Here is a 19653-nt window from a genome sequence, read left to right as displayed (position 1 = left end):
GGCAGATGCCGGAACAGCGGCTTCGCAGGACACGGATCCCGGAGGTCGTCATGGCCACACCGCATCGCATCGGTCTGATCTCCGACACCCACGGATTGCTGCGGCCCGAAGCGCTCGCCGCACTTGCCGGCTGCGCGCAGATCATCCACGCCGGCGATGTGGGCAAGCCGCAGGTGCTCGAGGCGTTGCAGGCGCTGGCGCCGCTGCATGTCATCGCAGGCAATATCGATGACCAGCCCTGGGCGGCGGGCCTGCCGCAGACGCTGGATCTGCAGATCGATGGCGTGCGCATCCATGTGCTGCACGATCTGAAGACGCTGACACCGCAGGTGCGGGCGGATGTGGTCGTCAGCGGGCATTCGCATGTTCCTGCGATCCAGACGCGGGATGGGGTGTTGTACGTCAATCCGGGCAGTGCCGGGCCGCGCCGCTTCCGTCTGCCGATCAGCGTGGCCACGCTGTGGCTGGGCGACGCTGCGCCGCGCGCGCAGTTGCAACTGCTGGAGCCGGACCGGGTGCGCTGACCTGGCATGCACGCCAACGGGGCGATCCTGGGCACCACGTCGTCGCGAGGACTCTCCCATGAATACACGCCGCCAATTCCTGTCCGCAGCCGCTGCCGGCACCGCTGCGCTGGCGGCGGCGCCGTTGCTGGCACAGGCCGCGTCCGCTTCCACGCCCGGCAGTGTGATGCCCACGCGTGGCAAGACCACCGCCGCTGCCCTGCCGATCAACCCGCCACGCAGCGGCGGACGCTATCGGCCGAGCGGTCGTCTGGGCTTTGGCGGCGTGGCGGTCGGCAACGGCTTTGCGCCCACCAGCGACGCGCAGAGCGAGCAGACCCTGGCGGCGGTGTGGGAAACGGGCGTGCGTCATTTCGATACGTCGCCGTGGTACGGGCTGGGCCTGTCGGAGCGGCGCATCGGTCGTCATCTGCACAACCATCGTGCCGACGACTATGTGCTGTCGACCAAGGTCGGCCGCCTGCTCACCGCCACCCGGAAGCCGCCCAAGACCACCTGGGTCCAGCCGTCGCCGTTCGACTATCGCTACGACTACAGCGCCGCCGGGGTGCGGCGCTCGATCGAAGACAGCCTGCAACGCCTGGGTGTGTCGCAGATCGACATCGTGTACATCCATGATCTGTCGCCGGAGAACGAAAAGGACCTGGGCATGCCCTGGGAGCAGCGCTTCGCCGAAGCGGCGAAGGGGGCGATGCCCGAGCTGACCAGGATGCGCAAGGAAGGCCTGATCAAGGCCTGGGGCTTCGGCGTCAATCGCCCCGAGCCGGCCCTGCGCGCGATCGAGGAGGCTGACCCGGACATCTTTCTGCTGGCCTGCCAGTATTCGCTGCTCGATCATGCGCAGGCGCTGCATGACACCTTGCCGAAGATCGCCAGGCACGGCGCTTCGGTGGTGGTGGGCGCGCCGCTGCTGGCCGGTTATCTGGCCGGGCGCGAGCGTTATCTCTACGACGGGACCGTGCCCGCGTGGGCACCGGCCAAGCGGCAGAAGGCGATGGCCGTTTGCGACCGGCATGGCGTGGACCTGCGCACCGTGGCGCTGCAGTTCGCCGCTGCGCCGCAGGTGGTGGCGTCGGTGATTCCGGGTGCGCGCACTGCCGGGCAGGCGCAGGCGAACGCGGCGTCGATGCGGGTGGCGATTCCTGCGGCGGTGTGGGAAGAGCTCAAGCGCGAGAAGGTGATCGAGGCCGACGCGCCGGTACCTGTGTCGGGTTGATGGGTGGTGTGTGGTGAAGATGCAGGCGCACACGTGGCACTTGCAAGACAGGACGCGAGGCGACTGCGCGGCGCAGGGGCGTGCGACAGTGCTGGATGACAGGAGGCTGCGCCCGTACCCTCATCCGGCGCTACGCGCCACCTTCTCCCGATGGGAGAAGGGAGCACAGCCTCCATCCGGCGCTGCGCGCCACCTTCTCCCGGTGGGAGAAGGCAGACAAGCCTCGCTCCGGTTGGGGGCGAAGAGGCAGTGCCTGCGCGCCACTGGCGCTCGCAATCGCCGCGCCGCCCCTCCGGCAGTCGATCGCGAAGGCGCCCGTGATCACGGAATCAACAGCGGCCGCATGCCAGGCAACTGTTGCGCCAGTTCGTCGGCGACGATGGCGGCGAACACGTCCGCGCCTTCAGGCCCCAGGTGGGTGTAGTCGAAGGCGAGCTTGGCCTGCCCCATTGGCTCGGTGCTGGCATTGTCCTGTGCCGCCGGGCGTGCCGTCGCCGCTGGGGGTGGCGCGATTGCCCTTGCTCCCGTCGCTGCAGGCATCGGGGCGGGTGTCGCCTGCGCCAACGTCTTGCCGATGGTGGTGCCCGACTGCGCGGCAATCACCTGTTCCGGGTCGGCCGGGCGCTGCGCCAGCCGCATCGCCAGTACCGGGCCCATGCCCTGCACCAGGGCGCGGCTGCGTGCGTGCAGGTCGACCAGCGGCACCTGGAGATCGCGCGCCACTGCACGCGTGGCCTGGGCCCAGGGGCCCAGATCGTCCAGCAACTGTCCACGTTCGAACTGCCGCCGCGTCAGCGGCGTCACCAGCACCGGCACTGCGCCGGCAGCACGCGCCTCGGCCACGTAGCGGCGCAGATTGGCCGGGAATTCGGTCGCCAGGTCCGTCGAACGTCCCGGCTTGCCCGGTTGATCGTTGTGACCGAACTGGATCAGCACCACCACCTGTCGATAGCCGCCGCTGCGCAGTTCCTGCAGTGCGATGTCCCACGACCCTTCGGCGCGATAGTTCGAGGTGCTGCGCCCGCCGCGTGCCAGGTTCACGCAGCTCAGCAACGAGGTCACGTGCTGCGCGCAGAAACTCGGCCCCCAGCCACCTTGCACGGCGGTGGTGGAATCGCCCACCAGCACGATCTTGCTGGCGGCCAATACCGGCGTGGCGCCAGCGTTTGCAGTCGCAGCTGCGGTGCGCCGCTGCGCCGCAGCGGAGGGGGCCGCAGCAGGTCCGGCGCAGGCGAGCGGTACGAGCGCCGCCGTCAGGGCCGATAGCAGCAGTGGTGCGGCAAGAGCACGCAGATGCATGGATCACCGTGGGCCGAAGGCGGTCAGAACGTACCGCGTTGAATGAAGGGAGCCTGTTGATACAGGCGTCGTTCGCCACCGCGCGGATCCAGTTCCAGCCGGCTCGGGGCATCGAAGATCAGCGTCTCGCGGCGCTGCAGCGAGTACTGCCGCCAGCGTGGCGCGCTCCGACAATTGGGGTCGCCATGCCGCGCGAATGCGATCAGGGCATCGCTCATCTGTGCCGCCATGGCCTGCGCGTCGGCGCCCTGGCCGGTGCGTGAACCGGGCTGCGCAATGGTGTCGAACACCAACGGGATGTCCAGGGTGTGGAAGGCGCCGAACTTGCCGCCATCCAGCGGCGAGGCCCAGTCCAGCTGATACGCCCAGGTGGGTGCACCCTGGCGCGCACGCGCTTCGGCTTCTTCGACCGCGCCACGCCACGAGCGTCCGGCCGTGGTGGCGGCGAAGAACACGTCCGATGGCGAATACTGCGGATACAGCCGGCGGTATTCGGCGATCACCACCTGCGGCAACAGGTCCACGTATTGCTGGGTCTCCAGCCTGGCCGGCAACTCATCCCAGCTCAATGTGAAGTTTTTCGCATCGTTGCCGAGAAACGCGCGCGTCTCGTCGCGGGTATTGCCGATCACCATCGGAATGCGTGCCGACTGCAGCGGCGCGTTCGGCCAGAACGGGTGCACCGGGACATTGCGCGCATCCAGCACCGGGCCGAAGTACAACGCGCTGTTCTCCACCCGTGAGGGATCACGCAGCTGCGCGGCGGCCAGCAGCTGCGCCACCGGCAGCGTACGCAGCCGCGCCACATCGCCGGGGGCGATCTTCAGTGCGTCCAGCAGCAATTGTGCGCGCTGGGTGGCCGCGCGCGGGCCGGCCACGGTGACCTGCTGGCCGCTCATGGTCCAGGCGCGATGGAACAGCCCGCGCGCGGCCGGCATCGCCATCAGCGTGGCGATCTTGGCGCCGCCGCCGGACTGACCGAACACGGTGACATTGCCGGCGTCGCCGCCGAACTCGGCCGCGTGCTGGCGCACCCACTGCAGTGCCTGGATCAGATCCAGCTGACCGGCATTGCCCGAGTCGGCGAAGCTGGCGTCGCCCAGCTGCGCCAGCGACAGATAGCCGAACAGGTTGAGCCGGTGATTGACGGTGATCACCACCACGTCGCCGCGCGTGCACAGGCGCACGCCATCGTAGAGCGGGTCGCTGCCCGAGCCGGTGGTGTAGCCGCCGCCGTGGATGTAGAACAGGATCGGCCGCTTGCCGCCATCGCGCAGGGCCGGCGTCCACACGTTGAGGAACAGGCAATCCTCGCTGGTGGGTTCGCTGGCCTTGGCTTGCGGGGCGGCAGCGCCGAAGCCGAGGGCGTCGCGCACGCCCTGCCAGGGCGTTTCCGGCAGCGGCGCCTGGAAGCGCCGCGCGCCGGTGTCGCCGCCGTACGGGATGCCCTTGAACACGCAGATGCCCGCATCGCGCAGGCCGCGCACGGTGCCGCTGCGCAGCTGCGCCAGTGGCGCGCCCTGGTCGCGTGGCGGCGGCACCGCGGCCCCCGCCGCAATGCCGGGCAGTGCCGCGGCGGCGGTCGCCAGCAGGCCGCCTTTCAGTACGGTGCGGCGGCGCGGATCCGGCGAAACAGGCGCGCTCATCGCCCGGCCTCCCTGGATGCCGTTGCCACCGGTGGCTGGGTGACGCGGGCGATCCAGGCCTGCGCCAGCTGCGGCCAGGCAGCCAGTGTGAGCCCGGCGATGCGGCCGGTGCCGAAGCCATGGCCGCCCTGCGGAAACACATGCAGCTCGCTGGCGACGCCGGCATGCAACAGCGCGTCGTACATCAACAGGCTGTTGCGCACCGGCACCACCGCGTCGTCCTGCGCGTGCAGCAGGAAGGCCGGCGGGGTGCGGGCGTCCACGTGCAGCTGCGGGGAATAGGCGCGCACCTGCGCCTGGCCGGGTGTGCGGCCGAGCAGGCGCTCGCGCGAGCCTGGATGCGCGTTGGCGCTGTCCATGTCGATGACCGGGTAGATCAGCAACTGGAAATCGGGCCGCGCGCTCAGCGCATCGGCCGCGTCCTGCGCCGGGTACACCTGCGCGGCATAACGCGTGCCCAGGCTGGCGGCGACATGGCCGCCGGCCGAAAACCCCATCACCCCGACCCGCTGCGCGTCGATGCCGTAACGCGCCGCATTGGCGCGGATCAGCCGCAGCGCGCGCTGGGCGTCGGCCAGGGGCACGTCCGCAGCGTCTGGATGGCCCTCGCCCGGCAGCCGGTAGCGCAGCACGAACAGGGTGATGCCCGCGGTGTCGACGAAACTCGGCGCCAGCATGCTGCCTTCGTTGTCCAGCACGATGCGCTGGTAGCCGCCGCCCGGGGTGACCAGCAGCGCGGTGCCGTTGGGCCGCTTTGGCCGGTACACCACCAGATAGGGCTGGCTGATGGCCTGGATGTAGCGGTCGGGGTGGGCGGCATCGCTGCTGCGCTCCACGATGCGCTGTGGCTGCGTCAGTGCGGTGTCTCCCGGTGCCACCCCGGCGGGCCAGAGTGCGATGCGGCTGGCCTGCTCGGCCGCCGTATCGGCGCTGGCTGTCTCGGCCGCCCAGGCGGGAGTGCCCAGCAGCATCAGAGTGCCCAGGATCAGCGCCGGGACCCGGCACATCCTGCGTCGCTGCCCGCAGCCATGGGGGTTCGAGCTCGTCTGTCGCATCGCCCCTCCCAGGGTCGCTTCGCGTTGGCGGTCACAATGCCGCACTGCACATTGCCAATGACACCGGTTTACCATATACAGCACACCGTGCCGCTGTCGATTGGCAGTGCAACAAAACACCTTTCAGGGAGACACCCTTGAGCAACGACGCCGCGACCCCGCCATCGTCCACATCCCCGCTGTCCGCAATCGCTCAGCGCTTCGTGGAGGCACGCCGTGCAGGCGCATCGCTTCCCGAGTTTCCAGGGCAAATCCCCGACGATCTGGTCACCGCGTATCAGGTGCAGGACATCGCCATCAGCCAGTGGCACGACCAGGTGGTCGGCTGGAAGGTGGGCTATATCGCTGCCGAACGCCGCGATGGTTCGGGCGACGAGCGTCTGCTCGGCCCAATCTTCTCGCAGAAGCTCTGGAATGCTACCGGTGGAACAACCGAGATTCCGGTCTTCGTCGGCGGCTTCGGCGCCGTGGAAGCCGAATACGTCCTGCGCCTGGAGGCCGATGCGCCCAGCGGCAAGACCCATTACACCGCGGACGAGGCCGCGGCGCTGCCGGCGCGGCTGTTCATCGGCGTGGAAGTGGCCAGCAGCCCGCTGGCGACCATCAACAAGCTGGGCCCGCGGGTGGTGATTTCGGATTTCGGCAACAACAACGGCCTGATCCTGGGCCCCGAAGTCACCGACTGGCTGGGTCGCGACGAGGCCACGCTGAGCGCCGAGACCCGGATCGACGACCAGGTGGTGGGAACCGGCGGCGCCACTACGCTGCCCGGCGGGCTGCGCGCGGCCTACGCGTTCGCGCTCAGCCGTTCGGCTCTGCGCGGGCGCCCGCTCAAGCGCGGTGATCTCATTGCCACCGGCAATGCCACCGGTATCCACGACATCGAAGTGGGACAGCATGCGCTGATTCGTTTCGCCGGCATCGGCGACATTTCCTGTACGGCCGTGTCCGCCAATTGAGACGGATCACCGTGACCAGACGCTTGGGAGGGCGCCAATGATCACACGCAGACATTTCCTCGGTGCCGGGCTCGGCGCCGCCGCCGCCGGCCCCTGGCTGGGCGCCGGCGCCACCACGCCGATCCCCGGCGGCCAGCTGCTCACCGCCACCGATGTGCACGTGGGCGACTACCCCACGGTGGAGGCGGTGCGCTGGTTCGGCAAGCAGCTCGAAGCCCGCACCAATGGCCGGCTCAAGCTGCGCCAGTACCATTCCGGCCAGCTGGGCCGCGAGTCGGAGGCGATCGACATGGCGCGCTTCGGCGCCATCGACATCACCCGCGTCTACTCCGGCGCGTTGAACAACACCTTTCCGCTGACCCAGGCGCTGTGCCTGCCGTACGTGTTCGACTCGGTGCCGCACCTGCGCCGTGCGATCGACGGGCATGTGGGCGACAGCGTGCTGCGCAGCTTCGAGCAGCGCGGCCTGGTCGGTCTGGCCATCTACGATTCGGGCGCGCGCTGCTTCTACAACACCAAGCACCCGCTGCACCGCCCGGAAGATCTCAAGGGCCTGAAACTGCGCGTGGCCTCGTCGGACATCTTCCTCAAGCTGATGCGCATGCTGGGCGCCAACCCCACGCCGATGTCGCTGGGCGAGACGTTCTCGGCGATGGAAACGCACATGATCGACGGTGCGGAGAACAACATGCGCAGCTTCCAGTCCAGCCGGCATTTCGAAGCCGCGCACTACTGGTCGCAGAGCGAGCATTCCTATGCGCCGGACATCCTGGTGATGTCGCGGCAGAGCTTCGAATCGCTGAGCGCGGCCGATCGCGGCCTGGTGGTGGAACTGGCGCGCGCATCGGTGCCGGTGATGCGCAACCTGTGGGATGCCTCCGAGACGGTGGCACGCCAGCAGGTGATCGATTACGGCGTCAAGCTCAATCAGGTCGACATGCCGGCATTCCGCGCCGCCGCCGCGCCGCTGCTGGCCGAATACCGCAAGCAGCCCGAGATCGAAGCGCTGTACCGCCGCATCCGCGATTTTGCATAGAGGTGTCCCGATGACCGAACCCGAGACCGTTGCCGTCCCGGTCGCGCCGTTGCAGCGCGCGCTGGACCGCATTTCCGACCTTGCCATTGGCGTGGCCTCGCTGGCGTTGCTGGGCCTGGTGGTGGTGCAGGGCTGGCAGGTATTCACCCGCTACGTGCTCAACGACTCGCCCAGCTGGACCGAGCCGGTGACCTTGCTGCTGCTGAGTACCGCGCTGAGCCTGGGCGCCGCCGCCGGCGTGCACACCAACCGCCACTTCGGCTTCTACCTGCTGGGCGAACACGTGCCGCCGCTGGTACGCAGAATCTTCGAAGTGATTCGCCCGCTGATGATCCTCGCCATCGGCGCGGTGCTGGCGTGGTGGAGCGCGGCGCTGCTGCTCGATGGCCTGGACATCAAGATGGCCGGCGCGCAGATGCCGCAGAGCATCAACTACCTGCCGTTGTCGATCGGCGGTGCGTTGATGGTGTTGTTTGCCTTGTTCAAGTTGTGGCGTGTGCTGCGCCCCATCCACACCACAGGAGTGCGCTGATGGGCATCGCGATGTTGTTGGGAACCTTCGTGGTGCTGCTGCTGATCGGCGTGCCGGTGGCCTACGCCCTGGGCGCGGCCGCACTGGCCACGCTGCTGTATCTGGACCTGCCCACGGTGGTCTTGGTGCAGCAGATCTCCGCCGGCAGCGGCTCGGCGTCGCTGATCGCGATTCCGCTGTTCATCTTCGCCGGCGAGCTGATGCTGCGCGGTGGCATTTCCGAACGCCTGATCGCGCTGGCCTCGTCCCTGGTGGGGCGCGTGCGCGGCGGCCTGGGCCAGGTCAGCGTGCTGTCGTCGCTGTTCTTCGGCGGCGTGTCCGGTTCCGCCATCGCCGATGTCTCGGCGGTGGGCGGCACCATGATTCCGCAGATGATCAAGCGCGGTTACGACCGCGATTACGCGGTGAACGTGAGCATGACCGCGGCGCTGGTGGCCCTGCTGGTGCCGCCCTCGCACAACCTGATCCTGTTCTCGGCCGCGGCCGGCGGCGGGCTGTCGATCGCCGATCTGTTCGCCGCCGGCATCGTGCCTGCGTTGCTGATGACCGCGGCGATGATGATCACCGGCTATGCGGTGGCACGCCATCGCGGCTACGGCACCGAACCGTTCCCCGGCTGGCGCGCGGTGGCACTGCGCCTGGTCGGCGCGCTGCCGGGGCTGGGGCTGGTCGCCTTGATCTTCATCGGCATTCGCGCCGGCATCTTCACTGCGGTGGAGAGCGCGGCGATCGCGGTGGTGTATGCGCTGATCGTCACCGCCTTGCTGTATCGCCAGTTGCGCTGGGCAGAGTTCTTCGCGGCGGTGACGCATGCCGCGCGCACCACCGGCGTGATCCTGTTCGTGATCGCCACCGCGGCGGTGTTCGGCTGGTTGCTGGCGTATCTGCAGGTGCCGGCGGCGGCGGTGAAGTTCCTGCAGGCCATCGCCGACAGCCAGCGCACGGTGCTGCTGATGATCGTGGTGCTGTTGCTGCTGCTGGGCATGTTCATGGACCTGGCGCCGAAGATCCTGATCTGCACGCCGATCTTCCTGCCGGTGGTCAAGGCCTATGGCATCGATCCGATCCACTTCGGCCTGGTGATGGTGCTGGCCGGCGGTATCGGTCTGATCACCCCGCCGATCGGCTCGGTGCTGTTCATCGGTACCTCGATCGGGCAGATCACCATCGCCCAGAGCATGCGCACCATCTGGCCGTTCTGGCTGGCGGCGTTGTGCGTGTTGCTGATCGTGGCGTTCTTCCCCGAACTGTCGTTGTGGCTGCCACGCGCGCTGCGCGCCTGAGGGCCTGAACGACCGCGCGCCGGCAGGCGGGCGACCGGGGCGGCGCCGAGCGCCGCAGCGGTTCCCATCTGCCGGCCATGCCCGATGTCGCGCAGACGCGTCAGGCATCGCTGCCGGCGGGAGGGTTCCGCCTCATCCGGTTAACCGGTGGCATTGTCTGCCGGTTGCCGCACAGCCCCGGTATCCGGGGACCAGGAGAGAAAGCATGCGTGTGCGTATCACCTCATCCCGATGGCGTTGGCTGGTTGCCGGCGGACTGTTGCTCTGCGCCGGCCTGAGCGGCGCGGCGGACTGGAAACGCGGCATCGAACACCAGCGCATCGCCGATCAAGGCAATGGCACCTATCTCAATCCGGTCCTGGCCGGCGACCACCCGGATCCCTCGGTGCTCAAGGACGGGCAGGACTACTACCTCACGCTGTCCTCGTTCGATGCCTACCCGGGCCTGCCGATCTGGCATTCGCGCGATCTGGTCAACTGGCAGCCGCTGGGCCATGCGATCACCCAGAACGTGGGCGCGATCTGGGCACCGGACCTGATCAAGCACGGCAAGCGCTACTACATCTATTTCCCGGCCCGGCGCGGCGACCAGGGCGAGCGCAGCAACTTCGTGGTGTGGGCCGACGACATCAAGGGCCCGTGGAGCGCACCGATCGACATCGGCCTGGGCAAGTACATCGACCCCGGCCACGCGGTGGGCGAAGACGGCAAGCGCTATCTGTTCCTGAGCGGCGGCGATTATGTGCAGCTGTCCGACGACGGCCTGAAGGTGGTCGGCACCCCCAAGCACGTCTACGACGGCTGGAAGTATCCGGAAAGCTGGGACGTGGAAGGCTACGCGCAGGAAGGCCCCAAGATCACCCGCCACAACGGCTGGTACTACATGACCACCGCGGTCGGCGGCACCGCCGGCCCGCCGACCGGGCACATGGTGATCACCGCGCGCTCGCGTTCGATCCATGGTCCCTGGCAGAACGCACCCAACAACCCGATCACCCGCACCAGGAGCGCGCAGGAGCCATGGTGGTCGCGCGGCCACGCCACCCTGGTGGAAGGCACCGACAAGCGCTGGTGGATGCTCTACCACGGCTACGAAAACGGCTTCTGGACGTTGGGCCGGCAGGCGTTGCTGGACCCGATCGAATGGACGCCCGACGGCTGGTTCGTGGCCAAGGGCGGCGATCTGGGCAAACCGCTGAAAAAGCCCAGTGGGCAGGCGCTGCAGCACGGGCTGGCGCTGTCGGACGACTTCCGCGCCAGCACGCTGGGCCCGCAGTGGGCGTTCTTCAATCCGGCCGCCGACGAGGCCAGGCGCCTGCAGGTGGGCAATGGCGTGTTGCGTCTGCAGGGCAAGGGCAGCGCGCCGCGCGATGCCTCGCCGCTGACGGTGATCGCCACCGACCCGGCCTACCAGTTCGAGGTGCAGATGACCGTGGCGCCGGGCGGGCAGGGCGGTGCGCTGCTGTTCTACAGCGACAAGCTCTACGCCGGGGTGGGCAGCAATGGCGAAAATTTCGTCATGCACCGCTATGGCGAGGAGCGCCCGGCCAAGCTGGCGCCCAGCGCCGACGGCGGCACGCTGTGGCTGCGGGTCACCAACAACCGGCACATCGTCACCATCCACAGCAGTACCGACGGCAAGGCCTGGACCAAGTACCCGGTGCAGATGGAAGTGTCCGGCTACCACCACAACGTGGCCGGCAAGTTCCTGGCGCTGAAGCCGGCGCTGTACGCCGCCGGCGATGGTCAGGTGGAGTTCCGCAACTTCCGCTACCGCGCCCTGGACTGACCGTTCTGCACCACCGGGCATGCCGCAGCGAATGCGCTGCAGCCTGCCCGACGCAGCGGATCCGGCCCAGCAGCAGGCTGCGCTCAGGTCTGCCGGCTCCATGGCCGGTAGAATCCAATCAACTTCAACGGTTGACCGCTATGCCCGCCCGCAAGATGCCCGATGAGGGAATGCCAGGCCTGCCGAAGGGCAAGGTCGCAACGATCAACGACATCGCGCGGATGTCGGGCGTATCCAAGAAGACCGTCTCGCGCATCATCAACAACTCGCCGCTGGTACGCCAGGACACCCGCGAGAAGGTCGAAGCGCTGATGCGCGAGGTCGGCTATGCGCCCGACCCGCTGGCGCGCGGGCTGGCGTTCCGGCGCTCGTTCCTGATCGGCATGGTCTACGACAACCCCACCGCGCAGTACATCGTGGACATGCAGTACGGCGCGCTGGACGCGCTGCGAGGCTCCAGTTTCGAGCTGGTGGTGCACCCCTGCGACAGCCGCAGCCCCGGCTATATCGAAGGCGTGCGCCGCTTCGCGCAGGCGCAGAAGCTGCATGGGGTGATCCTGGTGCCGCGCGCCTCCGAAGACCAGGCGCTGGCCGACATGCTGGCCGAGATCGGCTGCCGCTATACCCGCATCGCCTCGATCGCGCTGGACGCCACCTCGCAGACGGTGATCACCCACGACCGCGACGGCGCCGCCGAGGCGGCCGACTACCTGCTGTCGCTCGGCCACCGCGACATCGCCCTGGTCACCGGCCCCAGCGCCTACCGCTCCTCGATCGAACGCACCGCAGGCTTCGCCGATGCGCTGACCCGGCGCGGCATCGAGCTGCCGCCCGAACGCATCGTCGAGGCCGGCTACACCTTCGAGTCGGGCGTGGCGGCGGCCGAAAAGCTGTTGCTGGGCAAGAAGCGGCCCACCGCCATCTTCACCGGTAACGACGAGATGGCCGCCGGTATCTACAAGGTGGCCCTGCGTGCCGGGATCAGCATTCCACGCCAGCTCTCGGTGATCGGCTACGACGACAGCTCGCTGGCCTCGCGCCTGTGGCCGCCCCTGACCTCGGTGCGCCGGCATACCCGTGACACCGGGCGCACTGCGGCGGCCATGCTGATCCAGCCCGATAACGCCCCGCAGCTGCCCACCGCCAGCGTGCGCCCGCACCTGATCGTGCGCGACTCCTGCCAGCCGCCGGAAGATTGAGCAGCGCGCCCCGCGACCCCACGCGGCGCGGGCCTTGCGCGCCACCTTGCAGGACGGTGTGCCGGTCAGGGTGAGAACAGCTGGCTCGATCGGCCAACGGCTGGCCCCCCTCCGCCCTTCGGGCACCTTCCCCCGCAGGCGGGGGAAGGCCGTCCGCCGGTCGCTGCGACAAAGCCCCTTTCCCAACGGGAGAAGCGCTCAAAGCCCCTCTCCCTGCGGGAGAGGGGTTGGGGTGAGGGTGCGGCGGCAGACAGCCATCTAAAAAAGCTCAGCCATGCGCTGATGGAGGAGGCCCACATGAGCTTCTACCCGACCAATCCAGCCGCAAACCCAACGCCACGCGCAGCCTCGTACCCTCATCCGGCGCTTACGCGCCACCTTCTCCCGACGGGAGACGGGGTTCCCATTCCGCCACGGCTCCATCTTGCACTGCGCAATGACACCGGTTAACCAGAGCCGGTAGACTATGCCGGTGCAAGCCCATGTCCCCACTCGCTTGCCACCGGAGATGCGCATGTCCCTGTACTGCAAAACCCACTACGCCACCCATCCCGACGCCATCAAGGGCGCCAGCAACGACGCGCTGCGCGAGCTCTACCTGCTCGACGGCCTGTTCGTGGACGATGCGGTGACCCTCAAGTACACCCATTACGAGCGCTTCGTACTCGGTGGCGCGGCACCGGTCGGTAAGACCCTGGAACTGCCCAAACAGACCGAGCCGGCCTCGGCGGCCGGGCATCCATTCCTGGAGCGTCGCGAATTGGGCGTCATCAACGTCGGCGCCGGCACCGGCACGGTCACCGTGGATGGCACCGCCTACACCCTGGGGCCCAAGGACGGCCTGTACGTGGCAATGGGCAGCACCGATGTCAGCTTCGCCTCGGTCGATGCCGCCAACCCGGCGCAGTTCTACCTGGCCTCCACGCCAGCGCATGCGCGCTTCGAAACCAGGCAGCTGTCGATCAAGGACGCGGTGGCGCTGGAGCGCGGCGCGCTGGAGACCAGCAACGAGCGCACCATCTACCAATACATCGTGCCGGCCACCTGCCAGTCTTCGCAGCTGTTGCTCGGCCTGACCGTGCTCAAGCCCGGCAGCGTCTGGAACACCATGCCGCCGCATCTGCACGACCGCCGCAGCGAGGTGTATTTCTACTTCGACCTCGGCGACAACGACCGCGTCTACCACTTCATGGGCGAGCCCGAGGCGCAGCGCCACATTGTGATCCAGAACAACGAAGCGGTGGTGTCGCCGCCGTGGTCCATCCATATGGGCGCTGGCACCAGCAACTACGCCTTCATCTGGGCGATGGGCGGGGAAAACCTGGACTACACCGACATGCACGTGCTGGATATCTGCCAGCTCAAGTAAGGCTGGCAGTCGCGACGCCGCCCCGCATCAGCCGGTGCCAGCAACGCCAACGCACGTCACCACGGCGCCGGCGCTGCAGCAGTTCGTACAACGCAATCGGCCGCGCACTGCGTGGCTCACTCATTCACATCACGGCACATCCAGCAGGAGCGATAAGGTAATGAGCAATCCGTTCAGTCTCGAAGGCAAGGTCGCACTGGTCACCGGTGCCAATACCGGCCTGGGCCAGGGCATCGCGTTGGCCCTGGCCGAGGCAGGTGCCGACATCGCCGCCGCCGGCATCCAGGCGCCCACCGAGACCGAAGAGAAGGTCAAGGCGCTGGGCCGCCGCTTCATCGCCATCGAAGCCAACCTGATCAGCATCGAGCCGGTGCAGCGCATCGTCGACGAAACCATCGCCGGTCTTGGCGGTCTGGATATCCTGGTCAACAACGCCGGCTTGATCCGCCGCACCGACGCGGTGGATTTCAGTGAGCAGGACTGGGACGACGTGCTCAACGTCAACCTGAAGTCGGCGTTCTTCATGGCGCAGGCCGCCGGCCGGCATTTCATCGCACAGGGCCGCGGCAAGATCATCAACATCGCCTCGATGCTGTCGTTCCAGGGCGGCATCCGCGTGCCGTCCTACACCGCCAGCAAGTCCGGCATCGCCGGCATCACCCGCCTGCTGGCCAACGAATGGGCCAGCAAGGGCGTGACCACCAATGCCATTGCGCCGGGCTACATGGCCACCGACAACACCGCGCAGCTGCGTTCCGACGAAGCGCGCAACCAGTCGATCCTGGACCGCATTCCGGCCGCGCGCTGGGGCGTGCCGGCCGATCTGGGCGGCACCGCCGTGTTCCTGGCCAGCAGCGCCTCGGACTACGTCAACGGTGCCATCATCCCGGTCGACGGCGGCTGGCTGGCGCGCTGATCAGGAGTGCACCGCGATCGCGATGAGCTGCCCATCTCCCGCAAGCAGGAAGATGACCTGTCCTTCTCCCGCAATCGGGAGGCGACGTTCCCTTCTCCCGCAAGCGGGAGAAGGTGCCCGAAGGGCGGATGAGGGCCGCGCCGCCCGCAACCGCAAGCAACTTCTCGATCACACAGCGCCGGAGCCCACACGGGCAAGGCAATGAAACGCGCATCGCGGCAGCACCGAGGCCTCCAACCTCTCCCGCACCACTCTTCCCCAACCCAATCGGAGCAATCCCATGAAAATCGCACTCATGAACGAGTTCAGCCAGGCCGCCAAGAACCCGGTGATCCTGCAGCAGCTCAACGACGTCGCCAGCGCGCAGGGCCACGACGTGTTCAACGTCGGCATGGACGGTGACAACGACCACCGCCTGACCTACATCCACCTGGGCATCGTCGCCAGCCTGCTGCTGAACTCCAAGGCGGTGGACTTCGTGGTCGCCGGCTGCGGCACCGGCCAGGGCGCCATGATGTCGCTCAACGCGCACCCGGGCGTGTTCTGCGGCTACTGCATCGAACCCACCGATGCCTACCTGTTCGCCCAGGTCAACAACGGCAACGCGCTGTCGCTGGCCTTCGCCAAGGGCTACGGCTGGGGCGCGGAAATCAACGTGCGCTACATCTTCGAAAAGGCCTTCAGCGGCGAGCGCGGCATGGGCTACCCGGCCGAGCGTCGCGAGTCGCAGGTCGCCAACGCCGGCATCCTGACCCAGGTCAAGCAGGCCACCGCCAAGTCCTACCTGGACGGCCTGCGCGCCATCGACCCGGAGCTGGTCAAGCAGGCGATCGGCGGTGCACGTTTCCAGCAGTGCTTCTTCGACAACGCGCAGGATGCGGAAATCCGCAGCTTCGTTGCCGGCCTGCTGGGCAAGACCGAAGCAGCTGCAGCAGCTTAACCGGCCCTCGAAACGCTGAAGCCCCTCTCTCGCCGGGGCGACAAGGCACGGCGCGCGCGCCAGTGGCGCGCGTGCATTGGAGCGCCCGCGCTGCAAGCGCGGGACGCGAAGCGGGGGGTACGAGGCGAAGCACTCGCAGTCTCTGAGGCGCCCCTCATCCGCCCTCCGGGCACCTTCTCCCAATGGGAGAAGGAACAGCGCTATGCACTTACTACCTCCCCGGAGCCACCATGCGTTTGCTGCTCCTTGCCTTGCTGCTGCTCTGCACCGGCCTTGCTCAGGCCGCGCCCCAACGCATCTTCATCGCCGGCGATTCCACCGCCGCCGAGTATGGCGCCGAGCGCGCGCCACAGGCCGGTTGGGGGCAGATGCTGCAAGGCTGGTTCGACCCGGCGCAATGGCAGGTGCGCAACCATGCCAAGGGCGGTCGCAGCACGCGCAGTTTCATCGCCGAAGGGCGCCTGGATGCCATCGCAAGGGAACTGCAACGCGGCGACATCCTGCTGATCCAGTTCGGCCACAACGACGCCAAGCGCGAAGATGCCACGCGTTACACCGATCCGGCCACCGATTATGTGCAGTTCCTGCGCCGCTACATCGCCACCGCGCGCGACAAGGGCGCAACGCCGATCCTGATCACCCCGGCCGCGCGACTGCTGTACGACTTCGGCGCCTTGCTCGATACCCATGGCCGCTACACCCTGGCCATGCAGCAACTGGCGGCTGCAGAGCGCGTGGCCCTGATCGATCTCAACGCCAGCTCCAGCGACTGGATCCGCGCGCTCGGCGAGCAGGCCGCCAAACCGTATTTCCTGTTCGTGCCCGAGAAGCACATCGCCGACGGCACCCACTTCAGCCGCGCTGGCGCCACCGCCATCGCCTGCCTGGTGGTGCACGGCTGGGTGCAACTGCAACCGGCGCTCAAACCGCAGCTGCGCCGCGATGCCGATTGCGGCGCGGCACCCGATACCGCCGCGCAGCGCGCCGCGCAGGCGCATCCCTCGCTGGTGGTGCACGAGCGCGACCTCGCCCGCGAACAACCCGGCCCGCATGGCGGTGCCGGGCCCACCACGGCCTACCCCTTCTTCGCCGATGCGCCCGAGCTGAAATTCGTGCTGCGCAAGCGCGTGCTGCACAAGGGCGCCGGCATCGGCCTGCACCTGCACGACAAGGACGAGATCTACTACATCGTCAGCGGCCGCGGCCTGTATGCGCTGGATGGCAAGCAGTACGAAGTCGCCGCCGGCGATGCGCTGCTGACGCGGCCGGGAAGCACGCATGCCCTGCAGCAGACCGGCGAAGAGGATCTGATCGTGCTGCTGGCGTACCTGGTCAAGCCGGCGGGCTGAGCCGGCACCGGTGTGCGCTCCGGGCAATGCCCGTTGCACGCGGACGGTTGACCGCGTTGATCAGGCCTTGTCCACGCCGTAATGCGTCAATCCCAGCCGCGCCAGATCGCCGAGGCGGCGGTAATAGACGTCTTCCCAGCCCTGCACGCGTTGGCGTTCGGTTTCGTTCATCGCATCGAGGATGTCTTCGATGCTGAGCAGGTCGGGGTCTTCCTCCAGCCGTTCGAACAATGCGCCCAGGCCCTCGATCGCCTGCCGCGTCTGCGTCGCGCCCATCGCCGCCAGCCCCTGCAGCGCGGCACTGCGGGTGGCCGCGTCCCAGCGATCGAAATAGCGCGCATAGCCGCTCTCGCTCATGTCCGTGTCCAGCCGTGCCAGCGCGATGAGTTCGCGTTCGCCCGGAGAGAGCGCATCCAGGCGCCCACGCACGCTCGCAAGCTTGGCCTGTGCGCGCGCGGCACGGCGGCGCCACAGCAGCTCGGGCATGTTCAGCAGGCCATCTGCCGTCGGCGGTGCGATCGCGGGCCAGTTCACCCCGTAGCCATCCTCGGTGAGTTGCCACTGCGCGCGTTGCGGCGGCCCGGCCCGTTGCAGCAGGCGATGGGCCTGGATGGGCTCATCGATACGCATGCCGTTGGTCAGGGTGAACAGCAGGCGGGTGTCGTCCAGCTCCAGGCGCCGGATCCGCAGATGCGTCAGGTCCATTGGGCGAAGGCGATGTGGGGAGCCTTGGACCTTAGTGCGCGCGGGCGATGCTGTCGAGTCGCCGCACGCCTGCAGCAGGCGCGCGGCACAGCACGCAGCCTGCGCAAATCTCTCGAACCTGCCAGCACCTCGACCGGATGCGATGTACTCGGGGCACGGCGTATCGCCGCAAACGAGGCATCGTGTGCGCATCGTCGGCGGCGGCGTGGCCGGCGATGCCGCTGCCGAGCGTGCACGCCACGTGCGGTCGTGCCACGCAGCGGCGATGGCCGACGCTCTTACACGTCGCCGTCGCGGCTCCAGCCCTCTCCGCTGCCGCGCTGGACTACCCGATCCTCGGCCAGTACATCGCCGGCCGGCACCTGCGCCTGCTGCGCGAGTGCGGCGTAGATGGGCGTGAAGTCCGGGCTGGTCGCATCCATCAATTGGGCGAAGCTGTCGATGACGAAGTACGTCTTCTGGTAGCTGTCGATGCGGTAGCGCGTGCGCATGATGCGCTGCAGGTCGAACCCGATGCGATTGGGGGCGGCCGATTCCAGCGAGTACAGCGATTCGCCCTTGGACGACACGATGCCGGCGCCGTAGATGCGCAGCCCCTGCGCAGTGTCGATCAGGCCGAACTCCACCGTGTACCAGTAGAGCCGCGTCAGATTCTGCAAGGCGTCCGCGCCGATGCCATGCGCCTTGACGCCGCCACGCCCGTAGGCCTGCATGAAGTCGGCGAACACCGAGTTCATCAGCAACGGCACGTGCCCGAACAAGTCGTGGAACAGGTCCGGCTCGGCGATGTAGTCGATCTGGTCGGGGCGGCGAATCCACCACGTCACCGGAAAGCGCTTGTTGGCCAGGTGATCGAAGAAATCCAGCTCCGGCAGCAGGCCTTCCACGCCCACCAGCGTCCAGCCGGTAGCCGCCTGCAGCACGGTGTTGAGGGCGTCGAAGCGCGGGATCTGGCTGTCGTCCATCCCCATGGCGTCCTGTGCCTGCAGGAACTCGTCGCAGGCCCGACCCACCAGCAATTCGCGCTGGCGCCGGTACAGCGTGCCCCAGGTGGCGTGGTCGTCGGCGCTGTAGCCATCCCACGGCTGCTCGACCACGGCCGTGGTGTAGACCGGCACATAGCCCTTGTCGGTGAGCTGGTTTTCGACGCGGCGCGGGGTGGTATTCATGCTGGCAGAGGATGGGTGGCGGCAGGCCTCACCTTAGCCGGATCGTTGCGCAACAGGATTGCGAATCTTGCGTGCCGAAGCCGACAGCGCGCAAGATTCATGCGTATCCATCTGCTGCTGCGCAACATATGAATCAATCCATTGCCCTGGATCGCACCGATCTGCGGTTGCTCGCCCTGTTGCAGACACAGGGCCGCAGCAGCAATGCGGAGCTGGCCGTGCAGGTGAATCTGTCCGCATCGGCCTGCCTGCGCCGCATCCAGCGCCTGGAGGCGGCCGGCATCATCGCCGGCTATGGCGCACGCCTGGACGCGCGTGCGCTGGGGCTCGGCCTGCAGGCCTTCGTCCGGGTGCAGCTGGAGCAACACGGCCAACCGGACATCGACCGCTTCGCCACAGGCGTGCGCGACTGGGACGAGGTCGTGGCCTGTTGGGCGCTGACCGGCGATATGGATTACCTGCTGCAGGTGCAGGTGCGCGATCTGGAGCATTTCTCGCGCTTCCTGCTCGACCGCCTGCTCAATGCCACCGGCGTGTCCGACGTCAATTCCAGCTTCGTGCTGCGCACGGTCAAGGCACCGGAAGGTCTGCCGCTGTCGCACCTGGGCTGAGCGCGGCGGGTTCGATACCGCGCGTATCGGCCGGCGCTCCGGCCGCGGCGTACGCC

At 67.9% G+C, this 19653-nt stretch carries 18 protein-coding genes; 13 read left to right on the top strand and 5 right to left on the bottom strand.

The genetic code is table 11. The annotated features are described in order from the left end of the window. The first annotated feature begins 50 nt into the window (after positions 1-50). Positions 51-524 carry a metallophosphoesterase family protein gene (locus LL964_RS17625; RefSeq protein WP_104588483.1) on the top strand — a complete coding sequence of 158 codons (474 nt, stop codon included), beginning with the start codon at positions 51-53 and terminating at the stop codon, positions 522-524. Between the two features lie 58 nt (positions 525-582). Further along, on the top strand, positions 583-1740 hold the full coding sequence (locus tag LL964_RS17620) for an aldo/keto reductase (RefSeq protein ID WP_146092425.1): 1158 nt from the start codon (positions 583-585) through the stop codon (positions 1738-1740). A 321-nt stretch (positions 1741-2061) separates the two neighbouring features. Here LL964_RS17620 and LL964_RS17615 read toward each other — a convergent pair whose 3' ends face one another. The 3 genes from LL964_RS17615 to LL964_RS17605 are packed head-to-tail and all read right to left on the bottom strand — an operon-like array spanning position 2062 to position 5692. Continuing rightward, positions 2062-3039 (bottom strand): rhamnogalacturonan acetylesterase, encoded by a 978-nt coding sequence (locus LL964_RS17615; RefSeq protein WP_104588484.1) that lies wholly within the window; start codon positions 3037-3039, stop codon positions 2062-2064. A gap of 23 nt (positions 3040-3062) precedes the next feature. Continuing rightward, complete coding sequence (locus LL964_RS17610; protein ID WP_146092426.1) at positions 3063-4685, bottom strand: carboxylesterase/lipase family protein; 1623 nt, start codon at positions 4683-4685, stop codon at positions 3063-3065. Further along, on the bottom strand, positions 4682-5692 hold the full coding sequence (locus LL964_RS17605) for an alpha/beta hydrolase (protein ID WP_228329477.1): 1011 nt from the start codon (positions 5690-5692) through the stop codon (positions 4682-4684). The genes LL964_RS17610 and LL964_RS17605 overlap by 4 nt, the downstream gene beginning before the upstream one ends. A gap of 185 nt (positions 5693-5877) precedes the next feature. Between LL964_RS17605 and LL964_RS17600 the strand changes: the two genes are divergently transcribed. The 10 genes from LL964_RS17600 to LL964_RS17555 all read left to right on the top strand — a co-directional run bounded on the left by LL964_RS17600 (position 5878) and on the right by LL964_RS17555 (position 17112). After that, positions 5878-6699, top strand: coding sequence for a 2-keto-4-pentenoate hydratase (locus tag LL964_RS17600; RefSeq protein WP_104588485.1), 822 nt, complete (start codon positions 5878-5880; stop codon positions 6697-6699). A gap of 37 nt (positions 6700-6736) precedes the next feature. Then, positions 6737-7735, top strand: a complete 999-nt coding sequence (locus LL964_RS17595; protein WP_104588486.1) for a TRAP transporter substrate-binding protein — start codon at positions 6737-6739, stop codon at positions 7733-7735. Positions 7736-7745: 10 nt separating this feature from the next. After that, a complete protein-coding gene (locus LL964_RS17590) occupies positions 7746-8267 on the top strand; it encodes a TRAP transporter small permease (protein ID WP_167395418.1) in 522 nt (173 codons plus the stop codon). Then, positions 8267-9550, top strand: a complete 1284-nt coding sequence (locus LL964_RS17585; protein WP_104588487.1) for a TRAP transporter large permease — start codon at positions 8267-8269, stop codon at positions 9548-9550. The genes LL964_RS17590 and LL964_RS17585 overlap by 1 nt, the downstream gene beginning before the upstream one ends. A 205-nt stretch (positions 9551-9755) precedes the next feature. Then, positions 9756-11339 (top strand): family 43 glycosylhydrolase, encoded by a 1584-nt coding sequence (locus LL964_RS17580; protein ID WP_104588488.1) that lies wholly within the window; start codon positions 9756-9758, stop codon positions 11337-11339. A 140-nt stretch (positions 11340-11479) separates the two neighbouring features. Beyond that, positions 11480-12538 (top strand): LacI family DNA-binding transcriptional regulator, encoded by a 1059-nt coding sequence (locus tag LL964_RS17575; RefSeq protein WP_208621480.1) that lies wholly within the window; start codon positions 11480-11482, stop codon positions 12536-12538. 514 nt (positions 12539-13052) lie between these two features. Next, a complete protein-coding gene (gene kduI, locus LL964_RS17570) occupies positions 13053-13907 on the top strand; it encodes a 5-dehydro-4-deoxy-D-glucuronate isomerase (protein WP_104588564.1) in 855 nt (284 codons plus the stop codon). Positions 13908-14067: 160 nt separating this feature from the next. Continuing rightward, positions 14068-14823 (top strand): 2-dehydro-3-deoxy-D-gluconate 5-dehydrogenase KduD, encoded by a 756-nt coding sequence (gene kduD, locus LL964_RS17565; protein ID WP_104588490.1) that lies wholly within the window; start codon positions 14068-14070, stop codon positions 14821-14823. 280 nt (positions 14824-15103) lie between these two features. Further along, positions 15104-15763 (top strand): RpiB/LacA/LacB family sugar-phosphate isomerase, encoded by a 660-nt coding sequence (locus tag LL964_RS17560; protein WP_104588491.1) that lies wholly within the window; start codon positions 15104-15106, stop codon positions 15761-15763. Positions 15764-15993: 230 nt separating this feature from the next. After that, positions 15994-17112: a GDSL-type esterase/lipase family protein gene (locus tag LL964_RS17555; RefSeq protein ID WP_146092428.1), complete on the top strand. Its 1119-nt coding sequence runs from the start codon at positions 15994-15996 to the stop codon at positions 17110-17112. A gap of 60 nt (positions 17113-17172) precedes the next feature. On the opposite strand, the gene LL964_RS17550 is transcribed toward LL964_RS17555, so the two are convergent. Next, positions 17173-17817, bottom strand: a complete 645-nt coding sequence (locus LL964_RS17550; RefSeq protein WP_104588492.1) for a DMP19 family protein — start codon at positions 17815-17817, stop codon at positions 17173-17175. 278 nt (positions 17818-18095) lie between these two features. After that, a complete protein-coding gene (phhA, locus tag LL964_RS17545) occupies positions 18096-18986 on the bottom strand; it encodes a phenylalanine 4-monooxygenase (RefSeq protein ID WP_104588493.1) in 891 nt (296 codons plus the stop codon). A gap of 128 nt (positions 18987-19114) precedes the next feature. On the opposite strand from phhA, the gene LL964_RS17540 reads away from it, so the two are divergent. Continuing rightward, positions 19115-19597, top strand: a complete 483-nt coding sequence (locus tag LL964_RS17540) for an Lrp/AsnC family transcriptional regulator (RefSeq protein WP_104588494.1) — start codon at positions 19115-19117, stop codon at positions 19595-19597. The last annotated feature ends 56 nt before the right edge of the window (positions 19598-19653 follow it).

This window comes from Xanthomonas melonis (assembly GCF_020783655.1).
Lineage (GTDB): Bacteria > Pseudomonadota > Gammaproteobacteria > Xanthomonadales > Xanthomonadaceae > Xanthomonas > Xanthomonas melonis.
The sequence above is the reverse complement of the archived record's forward strand: the minus strand, read 5'-3'. Positions and strand labels throughout refer to the sequence as shown.